The organism is Chitinophaga oryziterrae, assembly GCF_009758125.1.
Lineage (GTDB): Bacteria > Bacteroidota > Bacteroidia > Chitinophagales > Chitinophagaceae > Chitinophaga > Chitinophaga oryziterrae.
Genome location: NZ_WRXO01000004.1, coordinates 121,561 through 142,112 on the forward strand (window position 1 = coordinate 121,561; position 20,552 = coordinate 142,112).

Sequence of the window (20,552 nt, forward strand, 5' to 3'; positions counted from 1 at the left end):
ACCGGCTATACAGTTTCGGTTTCAAAACCGGTTTTTTCCCGATCGCGTAAACCTTTTTCCGGATCCGATCAGATGAATATATCATGATTTAGGACCTTTGCTGCACATTTATACGTATGAGCAAATTACTGTTCGGGCTGCCTTTCATTTTGCTGCCCGTTATTGCCAGTGGGCAGCGACCAACTGATTCAACCAGGATCCATTATCTAAAAAACTTTACAGTCAATGGTATCCGTACCATCCGTGGTACCGGCCATCTCCCGGAAGAAAGAGAAGGAATTATCTATTCAGGAAAGAAAAACGAAGTAATTATTATAGACAGCCTGGATGCCAATAAAGCCATTAACAATACCAGGCAGATACTGGGCCGGATCCCGGGTCTGAATATAGCAGAAACAGAAACCGGCGGCTTTACCGCTAATGGTATTGCTACCCGCGGGTTGAATCCCACCCAGAGTATTGAAATGAATACCAGGCAAAACGGGTATAATATCAGCTCAGATATTTACGGCTACAATGAAGCATATTACCTGCCTCCTATGGAGGCCGTAAGTCGCATCGAAATGGTGAGGGGGGCTGCAGCTCTCCAGTTCGGGCCGCAGTTCGGTGGTTTAGTGAACTATGTATTGAAGGACCCTCCCCAAAATAAACCTTTTGAGTTTACTACCTCGCAGACTGCCGGAAGTTTTGGATTATTCAATTCTTTCAATTCCTTTGCCGGTACTATCAGGAAATGGAGCTATTACAGCTTTATCCAGTACCGTACCCTGCAAGGTTACCGCCCCAACAGCCATCAACAGCAGCTATCCGCCTTTGGAAGGGTGCAATATAATGCCTCCGGTAAACTCAGCGCTGGCGTGGAATATTCTCTGTTACGTAACCGTATTAAAATGCCGGGAGGTTTAAATGACAGTATGTTCAACGCTGACCCAAAAGCTTCATTCCGGGCACGCAACTGGCTCAAAAGCCCATGGAATGTCATAACCGGGTATCTGAACTATACTTTTTCTCCTGCCACTTCTTTAAATATAAAATCTACTTACCTGTTCAGCAGCAGATCATTAGTCTGGCGTAATGAAGATGGTGGCCCCGGTGTTTTAGATACCATAGACCCGTCAACCGGTGAGTATATTCCGAGGGAGGTGCAAAAAGAAGCCATGCATAATACCACTACCGAAATACGCCTGTTACATCACTATAAACTAGGCAACACCAGTAATACCCTTGCCGGCGGCCTGCGTTACAGTTATGCCTGGTTTAAAAGACAAGGCGGCGGCGAAGGAACTACCGGCTCAGACTTTGATATGGGTATTCAGGGGGAATATGAGTACGATCTGGATTTTACCACTACTAATATTGCACCCTTTATAGAAAATATTTTCCGGGTCAATAAATATTTTTCTGTCACACCGGGAGTTCGGTTTGAGTATCTGAGAAGCACTGCAAAGGGATATATCACTGATGGCGAAAAAGTTTTTACAGATAATAACAGGAACAGAACGATCTTGTTGTTTGGTATAGGCACGGAGTATAAAACCAGCAGGTATACCAATCTTTACGTCAATATCAGTCAGGCTTACAGGCCTATTGATTATGCCCAGCTAACGCCTGTTGGCATCACTTCCAAAATTGATCCTGATCTGAAAGACGCAGATGGATTTAATGCAGACCTGGGCTATAGAGGCACCGTAAGCAATTTCCTGAACTTTGATATAGGATTGTTCTATCTGGCTTATAATCGCAGAATAGGCACTGTTTTATTAACAAATCCGGGTGGGGATCCTTATACTTACAGAACGAACGTGGCCAACAGTGCACATAAAGGGCTGGAAAGTTATATAGAATTTAATATTTTAAAATATCTGCACCCCGATGCCAAAAGAGGAATAAGCATATTTGATGCTTTTGGTTACACAGATGCAAAATATACATCCGGTGAATTTAAAAACAACCGGGTAGAAGCCGCCGTAAAATACATTAACCGGGTTGGGATCATTTATAATGATCAGCGGTTCTCTGCAACCTTCCAGGTGAATAATGTAGGAGATTCCTATGGGGATGCAACTAACGCGAAATTTAGTACCGACCCGGTAGCTGGATATATACCTGCTTATACCATATTTGATGTAAGTGCAACCTATAAGTTTGGCCGGTATGCCTGTAAAGCAGGAATCAATAATATCGGCAATAAGGCATATTTCACCCGTCGAACGGATGAATACCCCGGACCCGGAATCATTCCTTCTGATGGCAGGAGCTTTTACATTGGCATATCCGGCAGGTTTTAAAAAAGGGGAAAGAATATTATCAAGTATTAGTCCTCTTCTATTAAAATACGGCCATGTGATCGCTTAGACGACTATCCATCTCCACCAGGTATCGAATGAAATAAGGTTGTATCGTACTTACGATACAACCTCAACGGTTATAGCTTAAGATGGCATGAAATAACAAAATACAGTCCTGGTATTTATTCATCTTATCTATTCAATGTTTCGGCACTGGTGGTAACCACTCACTTGCAGAAGGTACCGTACGCCCTCCAGGTCCTGCATTATTTCCGCTGCCATCCTGTGTCATCTGCCAGTTCAACGTATACATGGTATGCCACATATCCACATTAATTGCAGCAGCAGGAACGTTAGGCGTAGTCACTAACAGATTTCCTGCCGGTGCATTTTTACCATATTGGTAAATAGTCATGCTGTAGTCACCAGGAGCATCGCCGGCATTACTATAATACAGCACAAACAGAAAGGTTGATAAATTATCCCCAACAGCCACCAGATCAAGATAAGTAACGTTTTCAGGCAGACTTAAGGTCGGAGATGGATTATTGTTATTGGAGAAACAACTTACAGGCTTTCCATTCAAGTCAAAAGCCTGTATCCTGGCAAGATTAAGGTCATTTGATATCAACTGCTCCAACACCAGAATTGTACCATCATAGGAGCAGGTAATTGCCACAGGTGTAAACAACAATCCTGCCCTGCCATTGCTTCCATTATAATCCAGTGCTTTTCCTGCAAAAGTGAGCGCTATTGGAATGTCACCATCTGCTAATCCTCCGTCCGGCGCGAGCGGAGTTATCATCATCTTACAATTTTTCTTGTTGACACCAATAGCATGCTTACCAGGATGCAGGGTAATAGCGTCAGGGAAATATTGAAATCTTCCGTAACTATTCTGTCCTGTAGACATATCAAAGATTCCGGATTTATCATCCAGATTTACTTTCCGGAGATGATATCCGCCATCTTGATACGGATCGTTACCAGCCTTCCGCGGATCAATATAATAGCTGCCGAGATCAGGGTATGCGGGATCTGGTTCCGGATTTCCATTTTTATCTACCTGGAACATGCCATTCTGCATTAAAAATTTGGGTGGAAAGCAATCATATGCCAATTGCGATAAGCCTGAAAATGCGCAGGTAGGAAATTTCACATCAGTCATTGCTATACCAGGGATATCCACATTCAGGAAAGCATATAACTGGCCGGGGGACTGGTTTGAACAATCTGTAATTCCTAATCCGGCCGCTTTGTAGGAGAGTCCCACCATACCGTAACGCTGACTGATAGCCAGTCCCATCCATTCTGATATAGCATTTCCATTTTGACTATTATTCGCATTGGCCAACGTAGCAGTTGGAGGTTGAGATTGCGACATCCAACTGTATTGTCCATTATAACCCAATATGGCAGTGTGTTGATAAATAGAATTACTATCCAGGGGGATTGGTTTTTGCAGGAGATACATTGTGATATTTGCAGTAATTGCTTCATTATTCTCCAATACACCGGTGGTAGCTTTTCCCGCCATCCAATTATCGATGTAGAAATCCACTTCAAACTTCACTTTTCCACCGAGTGTATTGCTGAAACTTGTATTCAGGACCGGTGGATAATTAGAAGGATCGAGCGGTACAGGCTCAGATGTAACGGCAGCCCTGTTCTGTTCCTGGTAGATCATCTTAGCAATATAACTTGCCCTGGAGCCGGAAGGGACCGCCGGAAAGGCGCCATGGCGCGGGTCTGGATGAATGGTAAGACTGCTGGTGATAGTGGTAGAAATACTATTGGGAATCATGTACGGACAATTCACCAATTCAATAATGGTTTGCGACATCTGGATCACATCAGCAGCAATATTGATAGCCAGCACCACCCATCCTGCAAATGGGATAGCATCTTCTATGACTTCTTCCGACATTTGCTCCTCACACCATTCCAATAGTGAGCTTAATCCTATATCAAAGAGAATTTGACCAGCGCTGGATATTGCGCTCCAATCTATCTGCTTATTAGCAATACCATCATATCCAATCTCTCCCCCGAAATACACCAAACCAAGTGTTGCGGCTGCAGCAATAACCTTAGGTTCTTTCAGAAACTGGTACAGTGGTTTATATGTTTGCGCAGCAACACCAAAGCCCATGAAAAAAGCAGGGATTACAAAATTTACCAGACTTGTAGTAATTGCTCCAATGGCCATGCCTTTTCCAAAACTGAGGCAGCCGATTCCAAAACCACCTCCATAGATATTGGCAGAAACGGCACCTTCCGGGAAGGTTAATTTCACCACTAATTCACCGGGAACACCAGCGTCAATAACGCCTTTAATAGTATCTACTGCACTTACCCAACCTAAATAACGCAGGTCGTCTCTGTCGAGTTTAACAGCATTCATCACCTCACTGGCTAATTCTCCATCATCCGGGTACCAGTTGGGAGTGCTCATGGGATTACCGTTGGCATCCAGGAACTGGATATATGCGCCCAAACAACGGATGTAATAATTGTCCAACGTTAGTTCTACCTGGCGATTACCGGAATCAACCACTTTTATGCTTGCCTGTAAGCCATAGGTTTCCGTTGTATCTGCAAGCGCAGCTGTCCAGTTATCATCTTTTGATATATGTGATTTTATATTTTCGGGGAGATATACACCTTGTTCTTTAGCAATATTTTCGCCGGCAGATTGAACGCTGTTACCTGTTTGCGCATGCCAGCAGGCACCTTTTAAACGCAGGTCGTTTTTAGTACTGATCAGCACCGCTGTCATAGCATCGCCGGCTATTTGCATAATATCATCCGTTGGAACGAGTGTTTGCTGCATTCCCAATTTACCTGCATTAAAATCAACATAACGCGCCCATCCTGAATCTGTGGCAGGAGGACCTGCAGATGCCATGGCTGTGGCCAGGTTGTTAATTAGAGAATAGGTATTTGCGGCTTTGAACTGGTCCATATGCTCCTGTATGCAATCAGCCGTAGCAGCATCCATCGAATTCAAATCACAATGATGGGATATGAGTGTTTTGGCTGTCTCCACATAATGCGTAACATGCGATTTTACTGCCGGTTGTCTATTGTTCGCCGCAGTATTCGCACTTTTTTCCGGTGTTACCAATATCGCTACATGATGAATACCATTTTTGCCTGGCAATGTTTTTGTTTTATTCTGATGCCTGATAGAATAGCGTATTACTGATCCATGTGGAACTTCAACAGGCTGCCCGGTATAATGAGTTAACTGACTGTCTTTAAACAACTGCAGTGATGGGAATTGCTTTCTTGCATTGGCGCGGGTTTCAGGAGTATGTTCCGCTAATGGATATTTCTTCCCGGCGATATATACCCAGTAATCTTCACCGGGCAATTTGTCGGAAAGATCTGTATGGAAAATATATAACTGTCCCTGACCGGGTGTTTGCGAAGATTGTTCGGAAGACATAAGAAATGGTTTTATGAAGGTTAAGATGAGGGAGGGCTATGTATTGATGGATTAGAATTGTAAGACTTGTTTGCAGACCCCGGGCAGTCCATCCTGACCGTTTTTCCCCCAGCAATCTTTAACTGAATTTTGAGAACTACTACCTCCTTTCCCCGGATTGCCTCCTTTTCCCAGATAGGCACCGTAGCTACCATTGACAGTACTATGCCCATACATTCCTATACAAGCTGAAGGGCCGCCATTACCACCTGCACCGCCGCCGGCACTGATAACCCCTGCACCGCCGGCACCACCATTGCTGCCAGCCCCGGCGATAATGGTAGAAGTATTATCAATATTCAATGTTGCATCGCTCAATAAAATACCAAAGCTACCACCGCCCTGAAATCCGCCGGTACCGGGACAGAGTTCATAGCAAGCATCGCTGGTACCTGATCCACCTGATCCGCCTGATATACCCATCCACCCCCAAGGTGGCGCACAACAAATTCCATTCACTGAACTGCTGGCTGTTCCTCCAGGACCACAATTTGCATAGTCCGGGCCATGACACATGAGGCAACAGGTAGAACCAGCTCCGGAAAGACCATTCCTTGCATCAAATGGAGTACCCGCATAAATATTCACACTACTTAAAGAAACGGTAGTACCTTTATATGCCTGCAATACTATACTGGACAGCGTGCTCGCTCCTTCAACACCGCTCATCATCAAATTGGAGAAACTGACGTTTGCAGATCCCTCCATAATCAGGAAAATCGGAAACCCCCACATTGTACCCGCTGAAACTGAGGATTGATAAGGCGTTGGTGCCCATCCGTTCATTTCATCCAGTCCACCAACAAATTCAATGTTTTTAGTTATCTCAACAAATTTTTCAACAATAAATGTATCCGCTGACATTCCTATAATACCATTAGCAGGTGCAATAGACACTGCATAGGCGATTGTCTGACAGGGATTTCCTGCGGTCCCGCAACCAGTAGCATCTCTACCCCGGAGTGATACATATACGCTGTCGCCGGCATTTTTTCTACTCCTCTTTTCTTTATCCACTATATACGTCCTGCAGGGAAGAAATTCAACCTTGCTTACATCATCTTTCTTCATAAACCGTTTCAATTCACATGGGAGTTTAGTACCCTCAAAACTTGGAGGCGTGGGATTCTTATCATTTCTTATAACCAGTTTTAATCCAAATGTCGCATCGGTTAAATTGCTATGATTAAAAATTGTTCCATTGACATTGGTAAAGCTAAAAACTGCGTTCTGTAAAGAGGCGCCTGTAAAATCAGCATGACTGCAATCCCCCCTGGAGAAATTTGCGGGACCTTTGTTGCTGGAGTTGATCTGTGCGCTCCTGAAATTGGCTCTTTGCATACTGGCATTATCAAACATGGCACCATTCAATGTACAATTACTGAAATTAGCATTGTCCAGTTTTGCGAAAGAGAAGTTCGCATTAGTGAGGTCCTGTCCACTAAAATCGTGTCCCCGTAAATCACAGGCAGGACAATTATAGGGTGTTTGTGTAAATCCTTTTATGCTCAGTAACAGCAAGAAACAGGCGATGATATGCTTCTTTTGTTGTTTAGGCCAACAATGCACATTGTTTTTTTCCATAATACATCATGTTTAGAGATTAACAAGAGATCACTACTTACGTTTTCTGCTATTGCAGCCGGTATTAACGCCACACCTGGAATATTTCAGGAAGTCCCTTTCAGGCTCGGTAGCACCTAATCCAAGAGAGCTGCAATTAAAAGGCAGGTTACAGGCCAGATCCATACAGGTCAGGAAGCTGGTTCCGTTTGCAAAGATATTTTTGAGGTTACCTACGGTCTTAAGAGAGTTATTCTGCAGGAAGATAGTAGTAAGAATCGATAGCTTACTCAAATCCCCTACCGTAGTAAGTTTGTTATTGGAAAGATCCAGGTAATTAAGATATATTTGCCGGGAGAAGTCTAATTTTTCAATCTGGTTGGCAGATGCATCTACAAAAGCCAGCGCACAGTCCGGATCAAATGCGATAGCAGTGATAGCATTATTGGAGGCATCCAGATAAAGCAATAATGAATCTCCCGATAAATTCAGCGTACCCAACAAATTATTATACGCAACTTTCAAGGTGTTAATGGAGTTCAGTTTTTGGAAGAAACCACCATCTATGAGTTTGTTTCTTGACAGATCCAGGCTTCGGAGGGCGGTGAAATATTCCAATCCTTCCAGGTTAGTAATATTATGGTTAGAGCAATCCAATATCAGTACCTGTGCCGCCAATGAACGGGTAATCTGTCTGCTGGCATCCCCCTTAAAGAGATAGTCAATGATTGCCTTTTTTAAATTAGGATCAGTAAATTGAATCACGCCGGTGGTATCCTGGTTATTGTTGCTGCAGGAAGGTTTTGTCCATACTGTTTGTGTAACATGCTGCGAATTACAATGAGCGGTATTCCAATTGGGAACAATCCATTGTGATCCCTGGCATTTGGCATTATCACCATTGGGGCATGTGACAGCATTGCCCAGCTTAGGGAAAATTGTGGCGCCATAACCAACCTGATTGATGGTAATAGTACCACAATGATATCCATCAAGTCCCTGACAGCAGGAATCCGAGGGAATCATTACTGCATCCGCAAAATTAGCATTAGACACCGTGGCGCTGGTAAAATCGGCGCCCCCTAACTGAGAACAGGAGAAATCCACCCCAGCCCCTCCACCGACAGATTCAATGGTGGCGCTATTGAACTTTGCTTTCTGCAATATAGCATTGGCGAAAATAACGCCCTGCAGGCTACTACTACTGAAATCTGCCAAAGGCATTACTGCTCCGCTGAAATTGGTATTCTGCAGTGTGCCATTCTGGAAAAGTGTTTTTACAGCATAGACATTCATGAAACTAACTGCATTTATTGCAGTTGAATTGAAGCTGGAATAAGATATATCCGAGCTCGAAAAATCTGCGACATTATACGGCTTATTCGACTGAAAGAACGCTTTGCTAAAAGTACAGCTATCGGCCAACGCACCTAAAAAAGATACACCGGACATAATAGCAGCAGTAAAATCGCCATGATGCAGCGTGGCATTATTCATAACAGCGCCTGAAAAATCCGCACCGCTGTCATTACTGGCGTTATAACATTTTACATTGCTCAGGTTTGCGTACTTGAAACTGGTACTGATAAATTTCGCATTATATAATGTGGCACCAGAGAGGTCGGCATAACTCATATCTGAGCCCGACAAGTCAGCACCGGTCATGATACAGTTCCGGAAATTGAAATTTGTGAAATTATTTCCCTTCATCATAGCGCCCGTAATATTCCTGTTGGCAAACGAAAAAGAAGAAGGGGTAAATCCGTTAATCCTGCTGTTACTAAGGTCTGTATAAGACCAGTAGACCGTAGGCCAACGTGCGATCGGAAAGCGGTCTAAGTCGACAACAGTTCCCACAAATTTTGTTCTCTGGTTATCGGAAGCAAGTCTGATTACCATATTCAGTCCAAATAGCGCCCCTATTAACTGTGCATTTGTGAAATCGGTAGCAGTTAAAGTAGCATATTGAAGATTAGCGTACTTCATATCGGCATTCTTGAAAATGGTATGGTCCAGAACAGTGGCCGCCAGGCTAACAGGCCCTTTGTCTGACTTTCCCATAACAGCGCCGGTAAAATCGGCATTCGTGAGATCCATATTCGCAAACTGGCAGCCGTTCAGGATGGAATTGACAAATTTTGCGCCTACCAATGCATCTCTGGCCATGGTAGTGAAGTTATAGTTTGTCATATCTTTTCCTGAAAAATCGAGGGCTTTATTTGAAGGTTTTTTATGCTGTGCCTGTACCTGAATTAACAATAAGCACATCATCCATAATAGCAATTTGAGGGTTTTCATAAACAACTATTTTATTTATGCAGTAAAAATAGCAACACTTTACATGACCAAGGGTTTACCGGTAACTATAAATGCAGACGTGAGATCAACACTTCAATCGAACAAAGACAATCGGGAACAGTAGTATTTAAATCTGACAATAAGGGTTTTCAAATAAAACAATACAAAAAAACTAAATCTTCCTGGTTATTTTCTGCACCAAATGGTGATTAAATTTAATCAAAAGAACATTACCAAAACAATTCTGCATTATATTTTTATAAATTTTTAATCAATAAATCTAACTGATATTAAAAAGCGCAAAACCACATTAAATAATATTTGATTAGCCCGCTGTAAAAATATTTTATCAGGATACCGACACTATATACAGATTAAAAATTGAAGAAAACAAACGGATTATTTTTTTGAAAAAAGTACAGGCACATACATTCACCCAATGGATACCTGAAAAAGATGCATCCCTTAACCTGTATAAAGTATAGAAAAAAAATCGAGGTTAAAAGATGGCTACTTACACAATATTGATCAGTTATCGAATGAAAAGAAAATTCCTATGTTTTATTTAGGGTATTGCAAGCATGAAAACTAAGGTTCCCTATTATGGTATTCCCAGGAATTAGTACACATTAACAGGTACTCAGATTCTAAGAAGTATTGTTAAGAAAAGGGATTGAACAGGTATTGATAAGGTTCATCCTACGTTTATCCTACGTTCGCAACGTAGGATAAACGTAGGATGAACCTTATCAATACCTGTTCAATCCTACTTTATATAGGATCTTATTATAATCTGTGAAGGTGTATCCCTATGAAAATGGCAGGCAGATCTGGTGGTATGTTCTTCAAACCAAACGGTTAAATCCCTGGAAAAGTTAAGTGAGCTGGATATGAAAATTGTTAAATCGAATATCCTTATCCACATCATAAGGTGTCATCGGCGATGTTTCTTACTGGGTTACGGACAAAATTTTCAATTAAGAGTACAATTTGAGACAGCTATCAAAGAACAAAATATCAGACTTCCGGCGCTGATATAATAGGAAAACCAGCAGGAAAAAGACAAAAAAGAGTAGTTGACGCAAAAATGCCTGGTGTAAGGCAGGGCCAGATGCGCTTAAATATGAAGATAAAGTGTCGACAAAGTGTCTACAGGCTATAATGGATTGTTCAATGCGCTAATTTGCGGGGAATTATAAATGAATTAAATACTATGCGTTTATCAAAATTTATCCCTGTAGTGCTTGTCGTTGCACTTTTCTTTAGCTGTAAAAAGGATGATAATGGGTCGGCGCCCACAAAACAGGCATATCTGCCTGCATCTTTCAATCTAACCGCTTCCGACGGATCTTTCGCAAAGTACGAGCTGGCCTATAATAATGACAACAGCGTTGCCACACTAACGAGTTCAATGTCAATGGGCGAGGGCGAAGTAGATACTGTCCATTTTTCTCACAACACAAATGGAGATTGTGTAAAAGTGACTTTTACCAATAATCAGGGTAGAATAGTAGGTAATAGTGACTCCCTCGTTTACCGGGATGGAAAAATGATCATTTTCCGGTTGGATGGTTCCGGCACGTTACAGGACAGCCTCGTATACACATTCAATAGCCAGGGAGATGTTATTATGATGGGTAATAAGGATACTGTTAGAAATGGAGACAGTAAGTCGCTGTATTATATGGAATTTTCGATTGTTAACGGGAATCCTCAAAGTTTCACAACATACAGCTATTATGCAGCTTCTGCCACTACTCAGCCCGAAATAACAAACTACACCTCCAACTATACCTACGACAATAAGCCGAACGCATTTCAGGCTGTATTTCGTGCTGATCCTATCCTGGTATTTCTCCTGAGCAATAGTGCACTGTCGTATATTTCCATGGGACAAAATAACATAACAAGTGTTACGCAATCCGGCTCACAGTTTGTTTTCGCCCCTACTTACGATACTGTTACAGGTTATTTGTCTTCTCAACAGATTATAATTGCGGGTACAACGCTCACTATTGACTATACATATGTTAAATCGAAATAACCCCTGGATATGGACGATATGTTGATCAACTGCCTGGAACCTTTATTTTCTTTCCATTCCGCCCGTTTACGGCAGCCTAATCACATAAGTAATGAAATTTTTCATATCCACTTCTTTCTTTTGCCTGGCCTTCATGCCTGCTTCTTCTGCCCAAACACCTGATGCTAATGGTATTTACGTACTATAACCGGACAAAGCACTTCCTCCATAAATGGTTAAACCATCGAGGCGGCAAACGTCTCTGGACGTGGAATAGAATTGCAAAGCTGACTACAGAATGGATACCTCTTGTAAGATCAAAATCTATCACAGTTATCAAACAGCGAAGCCGTAAACAGAGGAACCGTGTGCAGGAAATCTGTTCGCACGGGACTGTGGGGGAGCGGGGAGGTAACGAACCGCTCTACCCGGAACCGGTTTTATGAACACTTGAAGTCACTGTATGGATTTAAGACTATGACAATCAAATAGTTATATTAAATCAGCCATTCGATTGACAAATAAAAGCTGATTGAAGAACCGGATTTTATCTGTGTAGGTGATACAATGGATTTTGGTATATTAATTAATTCATCCTTGCTTAAACTTGCTACTATCATTTTCAGGTTTTCTGAGAAAAAAGGTAGGGATAGAGTCCTTGAAACATAGCTTAACTGTATGAATAGTGTCCGCCTGCAGGTATGGTCTGATAGTTTGCTAAAATCGCCTTCATTTAGCCCCGTTATTGCTTTACATAGGCTCCAAACTTATGTTCCGGACTTTAAAAATTGCTATTGACAAAAAGAGAAAAACATAGGAAACCCTTTCTAAATTGACTTCCCCAGTGTGATCCGTTGGTTTGCTTTTCCAAACAAGTGATTAAATCTTTAGAAGAATTACACGATCTGGGTATTAAAATTACTAAGTCGAAATGTATATCTATGTATAAACGAAAAGAAGCCTCCTCAGTATGAGAAAGCTTCTTTTACAAAACAATTAAACTATCCTAGAATAAAATCTAAACTATCACCAACCCATTGATGAGATTCCTTCTGGATTTTTAGATATTCTGCTAAGACTTTCCGTTCTTCCCATTCATAAAAATGCTGTTTATGAAATTCCAGGAAATTGTATTTAAACATCGGATTGCTATTATCGGATGTTAACAAACCTAGGCCTATATAATCATCTGGTTTTGTTATAGGCAGATTGCATACAAAACATATCTTTGAACTCTTATGCTTGTTAAGTAAACTCAGCATTAATTCCAGCTCTTTATACTCTGGTTGTTTTTTCAAACATTCAAGATGAAATGCCTGATCATTAAACTTATATAAGGGATCTGCTTTATTAGCAATAGCAGCTGGTATTGCTAATATATTCTCATTTTCCTTTAATACACAACCGCATAAACTGCAGGTGGTGCTACCATAAAAAATCAAAGCCATATTTAGTTATTTTGCCCAAAATTTATAAAGTTCTCCTCTTTCCAAAAGGTAGGAGCTAGATTGTTCGAATGACCCTAAAGCTGCTCTATCACCTATTGATGGTCCTGTTGATAGTAGATCATATGGATGAGAATGACCAAATAATCTTTGGATCTGCCCAACCTTAAATTCTATAGCTCTTGGGCCGCCGGATACTATAGCTCTTTCTCCATTAGCTAATGTAACTACAGCATGTTCATTACCTGTTGTGAACGTTAATTGTTTAACGTTATCAACTATATCTGCGATTTTTGTTCCTCTCGGTATCAATTCAACTACAGTCATAGGTAAAGCACCTTCTGTACCAGTCCCCACAGCATTAATAGTTATAGATTCTGTAACACTTGCACTACGTCCTAGAAATCTCAATACCGGAGGTAATGGCACTAACAAGGATTCAATAGGCACATACTCAGCTCTGCCAGAAGCGGGTAAAAACTGAATATTCCCTTTTGAATCAACAGTATGATTAGACCAATATGCTATCTGCTTATCTAATGCATCATTTCCGACTACACTTCCTGTCTCTACATGCCCATTTTCTCTAAAACTTACTGTGTGTCCAACGGCCGTATTATCAATTGTTCCTGTTTCTGGATTAAATGTCTTTTCTGAGGTTGAATAGTTGACATGAATATTTCGCCTAAGTTTATTTATAACCTGTCCTCCTGTTTGTGCCGCAACTTCTTTAGCCGCCTGTCTTTGTGCAGATGTAGAACCAAACAGACCAAAAAAATAATCTCCCAGTGGATCCGTATTCTTTACAGGATTATTGCCCATACTGACATACGGACTCTCACTTATTGCAGCTTCAGTTTTCGGATCAACTTGCCACCATCTGCCCAATTGTGGATCTAAGTTTCGATAATATGCGTCATAAGTATTAAGGTCCAGTTCAGTTGTGCTTTCAATTCCGTTATATTTCTTTCGGTTTGCAACATAATTAGTTCCTTTGAGTGCATTGCACGATATGCCTGCCATCGCTAATCCAAAGGGATAATAGTGAGTTTCCTCAAGCAACGGTCCTCCATTATGGATAACTACCAGATTATCAAAGAACACATCCTCTCCACTTTCATTACTTGTATAAATATACAGAAATCCTGTTTTTTTTATTACTATTCTCTCTGTACCTAGTGTTTGTAACTGATCAGGACTCCCCTGGACCTGTCTTACACCACTATTTTCATTCACTATGGAGAACCTGTCGTCAAACAACGCATAGTTCAGGTAGGATTTAGGCTTATCTGTCAGGTTCTGAGATGGGTCTTTCTGTTTTAATGCATCATAATCCATACTACTAAAATTAGTAGAGATTGGAGAAGCCGCTGCTGTTGCATTATGTGTTCCGTCACTCAGACTTCCTCCACTGAATGCCTGCAAGAGAGCCGTAAGCATATTTGAAGATGTTGTACTTGATGTACTGGTTCCTGTACTCTTATAGAATGCCTTTACCCCCATCTGAATTGTATCCCCTGCCATTACACGTAATACTAATAATGGACCGATTTTCTGTCCATTTATAGCGTTCAGCTTTGCTACATAAGCATTAGGATTCGTTGTATTATCGGTAGGATAACCAGCTATTTCCGATATAGCCTTGCGTGTATTATCAATATTACTAAACAATGTATTTTCGGTTGCACTGGCAGCAGTCTCCAAAGTAGCGGAATATTTACTGGTATCATTTTGCGTGCCTAATACTACCCTCACATTACCCAGGTGATCCTTTTCGAAATAGTCATAGGTAAAACCTATAGACTGACCAGTTTTATAAACAGGTCTGATTCTCCCTTCTTCATGAGATAAAAATTGTAGTGTATCCTGCCGATAAACAAAACTACCAATATAATCTGTGACAGTTATTAAAGGAGTAGTCCTGGTACTATCTGTAACCACTTTCTTTAATTTATTACCAGCAGCATCATATAGGTAAGCAATGGTGCCTTTACCTCTAATTTTAATTAGTGATGGTAAATTAAGATGGTTATAGTTGATCGTATCAATACCTTTATTAAGATCTTTTGTCAGATTACCATTGACATCATACTTATAATCATCCCCGGTATTAGTTCCATTTACGAAATCTCCTAGTTTGGCGGAGGCTGTATTACTTGTGTCAGAAACAGACAATAACTTATTACTTCCTCCGGAAGCATATGAATAAATCATCTGATCTATTGTACGGGAAATAGCACCAACCATTCCCTTTTGCGATATGGTTTTAATATTCCCGTTAGCATCATAATTCAGATTGCTGACTGAGAAGTCTACCTTATCATTCGCCCAGGTAGCACCAGTAGTATTCTGCTGTGAAAAATCAGCCGCTGTCAACCGATTCACTTTATCATAACTATAACCAAACGCGCGTGTTATTCCATCAGATTGACTTTTCCATTTCACACCTGCCACATTGCCGTTAAACTGATTTGTACTGAATCCAAAGTCGTAACTGATCTCCTCTCCAAACCAACTGGTTTTTGAATCAGCCGTATTAACAAAACTTTTATTAATACCCTGCACCCAATCACGTATATTATACGTATAGTTAATTACATCCAGTTGGGTATCAGTTGTAACTCCAATACGCTTTTTTATTAATTGACCGGTTTCGCTATAAGTATTGGCAGAGATGACTCTTTCGTTGGCGGCATCATCATTAATGCGCTTTCTGACAGTTAACGGCCTGCCGCCATGATCGTACGTCATGGCTGTTAGCAAAGTCATCTCCGGTGTGATACTCTTTGGATGCTGATGACGCAGATAGCTACTTAACACATTCCCCTTAAAATTATACAAAGTGGTCTGAATATCCTGTCCTCCAAGATTATTCTCACTGACAACCTGTATAAGCCTACCCTTTTTATTATAATAAGAGGTGGATGTGAGCCAGTTATCTGTTCCCAGCACCCTCATTTTTGTACCGGTGATCAGACCGGTTATCTGATTGTCGTATACGACAGGTAAAGCTTCTGGGAATAGGCTATCTGCAGCCTCGGGTTTATTAGCATCACTGCTAAGAAAATTCAGTTTACCTGCATAATTATAATTATCATAGAAAGTATATGCAAGTGGTATCAATGCCGAAGATGATATATTCGGCATTGGATTGGTTACCATAACAGAGGTAGTGCCGCCCGTTGCAGAAGGATTAATCTCAGCGGTAAATTCTGACCCGGAGCCAGAATCAAAATTATTCATAAAAGCAATACTGTTTGTAGCTTGATACAAACTACTTCCGTCGTGGTTATACAAGGCCAGGTCAGCTTTCCCTGGAAATGGATAAGAGATGACCTGGGATGTCACTGCAGTATTCATACTTGTTTGTAGAGCCTCTCTTGTAGTCGTATTAGTGTAAATGCCTGTTATTACGGGACGATTCAAGCCGTCATAGAAAGTAACCATCCACTCCATTGGAGATTTCATTCTTTGAATAGAATCCTGGGAAAATACCAGTCTGTCACGTATATCATATACCATTAAAAGTCTTCCGGCTCCGGGTATCTTTTTAATGATCATTCTTTCACGTTCATCATACAGATACTGAAAACATAACTCACCCACCACGGGGGGTACATTCCAGCCATTACGCATAGCATACTCAGTTGCCATTGGCGGAATAATAAAACAAAGATGCCCAAGATTGTCATACACATAATAAGTACATAACCATCCTGTATGGGCCGTAAATGTGCCAGCCTGTTGTACCTTTTTTAGTACCAAACGATTATCCTTATCTTTATATTCTATTACCTGATTACTCATTTCATCAGTAGTCACATTTTTATATATATCCCCCACAGCATATATCCCACTGCTGGAAGGCATGCCAACATTTATATTCCATATATGAACAGAATCCGCCACAGTATTCAGAAGATATTGATTACTTACGGGATGATTAACCCAACTATTACCAGGCGCATAACTGTTAATCATCCTATTCAATGGCGAAAACTCATAAACCGTATTACTATAGTAAATATTTTCTCCTGTAATCCCCGGATTAAACGTAGCATCCTGATAAAATGCCTTTTGGGCATTAAATGGGTCTGTTTTAAATTTTCCATCATTTACATTCCCGGTAGATTGTGCATAAGACATATATTTATACTGCTCTCTGTCAAACCCGTCGTAAACAACTGGTGTTACAATATCTCTTCCCCCATAACTAATGCCCTTTATAACTGATTGTATTGGTCGTCCAAGACCGTCAAAGTATTGAGTGGTTTGCTTTACCTCAGCTACCTTCCTGGAAGGCATAATAACCATTGCAGTATCCGTCAATGGTATATCTGGCTCCCACATACGCACATAATTGATGGTTGTATTGGTGTATGCAGTAGGTACTGAAATAGCAGTAGCCGCAGCACGTGTTGAATTATCCGGCTTAACCTGCGCCGCCAGATTAAAAGAGTACAATAGAAATATGTATATAAAAATGGGATGTTTGGAATACTTCATATAGGAATACTGATTAAACTGGTGATAAAAAAGAATACATTCCTTACTTATTAAGTGCCTGCTGATATTGATAGTCATAAAATTTCACCACCTTACCATCTGGATCCCTTACAGTCTTTAGCCTTCCAAAACTATCATATTCATAATACATGGTCTTACCTCCTGCATCCTTCATAGTTGTCAGCCCCAGTAATGGCTCATAGGAAAATGTATTAACAAGACAATTAGGCAATAATTGAACATTATATAATTTGGATAACTCATTCTGAAGAGCATCTGTTGTCAATGGTTGTTGAATAATACTACTATTCACGATACCAGAAACCATACTATAAGTGCTGTTTTGTACTCTGGCAACAGGATACGAACTGTTATAACCCCACAAATAGACTTCATGTGCATTGTTGCCGTTAGACTGTTCCAGTATATTACCATGTGTATCGTAATTGAATATTTCAAACTTGTCAAACATACTGTTGTTCCCTTTTTGTAACTTATATTTCTTTAATGCTACAAAAGCGCCCCACATACCAAATTCCATGTGCGATTTATTAACGGGCGTATCATTTATTGTTTCTTCACGCTCTATCATTGTTTCTACCATATTCCTGGCTATCATTGAATCTATAGCAGCAGATTCCGCAGGGGTAATCCCAGCTATTAAAGCTTTATCATGAGGATATCTGTCTGCTTTCTTTACAATCTCTCCTTTACTGTTTATATATGTAGTGATATTAGGTAAGAGATGGGAGTAATTATTATAAGTATAAGTGGTTTTATTTGTCAATGCACTGTTATCTTCTGAGTAAATTTTTGATGTAGAGTTGATAACCTTTTTTACCCCCGAGAAAACAGGATACTCGAAAAATTTAAAATCTTTATCTAGTGTTGCTCTTGTATGAGTAGCTGTTCGTGAAGGCATACAGGTACCACCTCCATAATAAATAGTGTTTTGCCTTACCTTTAAACCAAATACGGTATCTATCATGAAAAGCCCATATTCATTAATCGTTTCAGATATCAACTGATAGGTATTATCTGTTTTTCTTTTATAGGCTTTTTCTGATAAAAGATTTCCGCTTTTCCAGTCCGCACTTACTAACAATTGTGGTTCAGGATAAGTAGATTCCACTTTGTCATCCAGCTCGTAATCATAATTATATACAGTTTTCCCATTATCTCCGCCTGTACTTATTTGATACTTTGATACCTCAGGATAGAAAATAGAACTTCCTCCGAAATCAGAATAATTAAATATCGGTTTACTTAATATCTCAAGCTTGTTTACTGCATATGGATATGATATTAACTGAGGAGAATTAGCATCCGGGATGCAATAAACATAATTTTGTACATAGGTATTTGCAGTAAATAAATAATCGAAAAAGCTAATCTTTCCAAATCCTGATTCATTAGTACCATACCTGTAATCCTCCTGCTTCGCAAGATTCCCCGTTATCTCATAACTTTTGATACTTTTTATTCTCAGTCCAGGTCCCTTCTGCACTACATTAATCACCTGTGTTTGTCCGCTTGGCCATTTCACAGTTGCTAACACATCCTCATCCGTATCATCATTAGGGTCATTGGGATTAGGGTAAATACTACTGGATATCTTATATTGATCACCCTCATAAAGTGCAATATTCACAGTTCTGAATGTAGCATCTCCTGGATAAGTTCTGTAACGTTCGAAGGTGCCTTTTGTGAGATTCTGGAAAATGATCTCTGGTTTTTTTATATCACTCCATAGCGGTAGATTAAGTGTCAGTGTTGCCGGTATGGTAGCTGTAGTGCTCACGGTTACGGGAGAGATAAAGACAGATACACGCGTGGTATCGCCAGCAGGATCATCTTTCTTGGCGGCAACAAAAATGGTAGTACCAGGTTTTTCAATTGTCTTTGAAGTAGAAATGCGGTTCGCCTCAAATTCAAAATCAGAATAACCTCCGGTAGGATAATATATCCGCTTTAACATACCTGCTTTCATATAGTCCTCATTTACTGTGCGGTCTGCCGGATTTTGTACATTGGATACAGAACTCATACCATTGACATCCACAAAAGAATATTGACGACCAAACTCATTCAATGCAAGCAGGTGTTGATTTGTGTTTTTACCATTATAATATCCCCAGGTATCTATCCCGAAATTCTTACGGGGTGGTAACTGATATTGTTCTTCTGGATGAAGAAACTCGTAAAAAACTGGCAAACGATTACGCGTTAACGTTTGTAGGTGTAATAAACTATAACGAGACAAATGGTAAGGTCAGACGAAATGACGCCTACAAGTTCACGTTAAGAGGGATTTATTCCGGCCTCAAAGATGCAGATATAGCTCGCAAAGACGAGGTACATAATCTGTATTCATACTATTCCAAATATGATCACGTTAGCCACTGGACAGGACAGAGTCAAGGAATACCCATAGATAATAGAAAGCATAAAGTAAAGTTTGGCATTATGCTATGCATGATGCACCTCCGTGATCTTTTGGCCATTGCTTACGATAACGGGGAAAACAATGATGCATTACTGCCGTTAATGGAGGACCTGAACAAACACATGGAAACAACCTTTTTATTAGAATAGCAACGGTGGCCGTTACAGTCTCGTTTTATATCTAAGGCAGGGGCGCTTTGTTATCCAAGCGAAGAGGTTACATATGACGATACACAATGAGTTACGTTCATCAGGATAAACAAAATTCTGGTTAACTTAATAACGCGCTTGCCGCATTAGTTTGCTTTGCCTGTTTGAAGTAGCTAATGGACTAAAGAACACTTATTGGAATGAACATCCGGAAAGAATCCCCCCAACACAACTCGAACCTAGTTACCCCCTGATAATGAAACTTGTATACAAATGTATGAAAATAAAAAAAAGCTCCAAGTCCTTGAACTTGAAGCTTTTCTATTTTTTGTGACCCCAACGGG

At 40.5% G+C, this 20,552-nt stretch carries 8 protein-coding genes; 2 read left to right on the forward strand and 6 right to left on the reverse strand.

The window, feature by feature from the left end; genetic code table 11:
* The first annotated feature begins 116 nt into the window (after positions 1 to 116).
* Positions 117 to 2,288, forward strand: coding sequence for a TonB-dependent receptor family protein (locus GO495_RS15500; RefSeq protein WP_157300628.1), 2,172 nt, complete (start codon positions 117 to 119; stop codon positions 2,286 to 2,288).
* A 199-nt stretch (positions 2,289 to 2,487) separates the two neighbouring features.
* Here the strand turns inward: GO495_RS15500 and GO495_RS15505 are convergent, their stop codons facing one another.
* The 3 genes from GO495_RS15505 to GO495_RS15515 are packed head-to-tail and all read right to left on the reverse strand — an operon-like array spanning position 2,488 to position 9,639.
* Complete coding sequence (locus GO495_RS15505; protein ID WP_157300629.1) at positions 2,488 to 5,739, reverse strand: NHL repeat-containing protein; 3,252 nt, start codon at positions 5,737 to 5,739, stop codon at positions 2,488 to 2,490.
* A 51-nt stretch (positions 5,740 to 5,790) separates the two neighbouring features.
* On the reverse strand, positions 5,791 to 7,362 hold the full coding sequence (locus GO495_RS15510) for a pentapeptide repeat-containing protein (protein ID WP_157300630.1): 1,572 nt from the start codon (positions 7,360 to 7,362) through the stop codon (positions 5,791 to 5,793).
* A 33-nt stretch (positions 7,363 to 7,395) separates the two neighbouring features.
* On the reverse strand, positions 7,396 to 9,639 hold the full coding sequence (locus GO495_RS15515) for a pentapeptide repeat-containing protein (protein WP_157300631.1): 2,244 nt from the start codon (positions 9,637 to 9,639) through the stop codon (positions 7,396 to 7,398).
* A 1,213-nt stretch (positions 9,640 to 10,852) separates the two neighbouring features.
* Here GO495_RS15515 and GO495_RS15520 point away from each other — a divergent pair.
* Positions 10,853 to 11,683, forward strand: coding sequence for a hypothetical protein (locus GO495_RS15520; RefSeq protein WP_157300632.1), 831 nt, complete (start codon positions 10,853 to 10,855; stop codon positions 11,681 to 11,683).
* 980 nt (positions 11,684 to 12,663) lie between these two features.
* Here GO495_RS15520 and GO495_RS15525 read toward each other — a convergent pair.
* The 3 genes from GO495_RS15525 to GO495_RS15535 are packed head-to-tail and all read right to left on the reverse strand — an operon-like array spanning position 12,664 to position 19,828.
* The gene (locus tag GO495_RS15525) at positions 12,664 to 13,110 is read right to left on the reverse strand and encodes a hypothetical protein (RefSeq protein WP_157300633.1); all 447 of its coding nucleotides are present in this window, start codon (positions 13,108 to 13,110) and stop codon (positions 12,664 to 12,666) included.
* A gap of 6 nt (positions 13,111 to 13,116) precedes the next feature.
* A complete protein-coding gene (locus GO495_RS15530; RefSeq protein ID WP_157300634.1) occupies positions 13,117 to 17,613 on the reverse strand; it encodes a DUF6443 domain-containing protein in 4,497 nt (1,498 codons plus the stop codon).
* 43 nt (positions 17,614 to 17,656) lie between these two features.
* Positions 17,657 to 19,828 carry an RHS repeat domain-containing protein gene (locus tag GO495_RS15535; protein ID WP_157300635.1) on the reverse strand — a complete coding sequence of 724 codons (2,172 nt, stop codon included), beginning with the start codon at positions 19,826 to 19,828 and terminating at the stop codon, positions 17,657 to 17,659.
* Positions 19,829 to 20,552 lie beyond the last annotated feature (724 nt).

Excerpts from the sequence above, each read along its gene's own strand:
- GO495_RS15500 (WP_157300628.1), top strand. The coding sequence starts at position 117 with ATGAGCAAATTACTGTTCGGGCTGCCTTTCATTTTGCTGCCCGTTATT.
- GO495_RS15505 (WP_157300629.1), bottom strand. The coding sequence starts at position 5,739 with ATGTCTTCCGAACAATCTTCGCAAACACCCGGTCAGGGACAGTTATAT.
- GO495_RS15510 (WP_157300630.1), bottom strand. The coding sequence starts at position 7,362 with ATGGAAAAAAACAATGTGCATTGTTGGCCTAAACAACAAAAGAAGCAT.
- GO495_RS15515 (WP_157300631.1), bottom strand. The coding sequence starts at position 9,639 with ATGAAAACCCTCAAATTGCTATTATGGATGATGTGCTTATTGTTAATT.
- GO495_RS15520 (WP_157300632.1), top strand. The coding sequence starts at position 10,853 with ATGCGTTTATCAAAATTTATCCCTGTAGTGCTTGTCGTTGCACTTTTC.
- GO495_RS15525 (WP_157300633.1), bottom strand. The coding sequence starts at position 13,110 with ATGGCTTTGATTTTTTATGGTAGCACCACCTGCAGTTTATGCGGTTGT.
- GO495_RS15530 (WP_157300634.1), bottom strand. The coding sequence starts at position 17,613 with ATGAAGTATTCCAAACATCCCATTTTTATATACATATTTCTATTGTAC.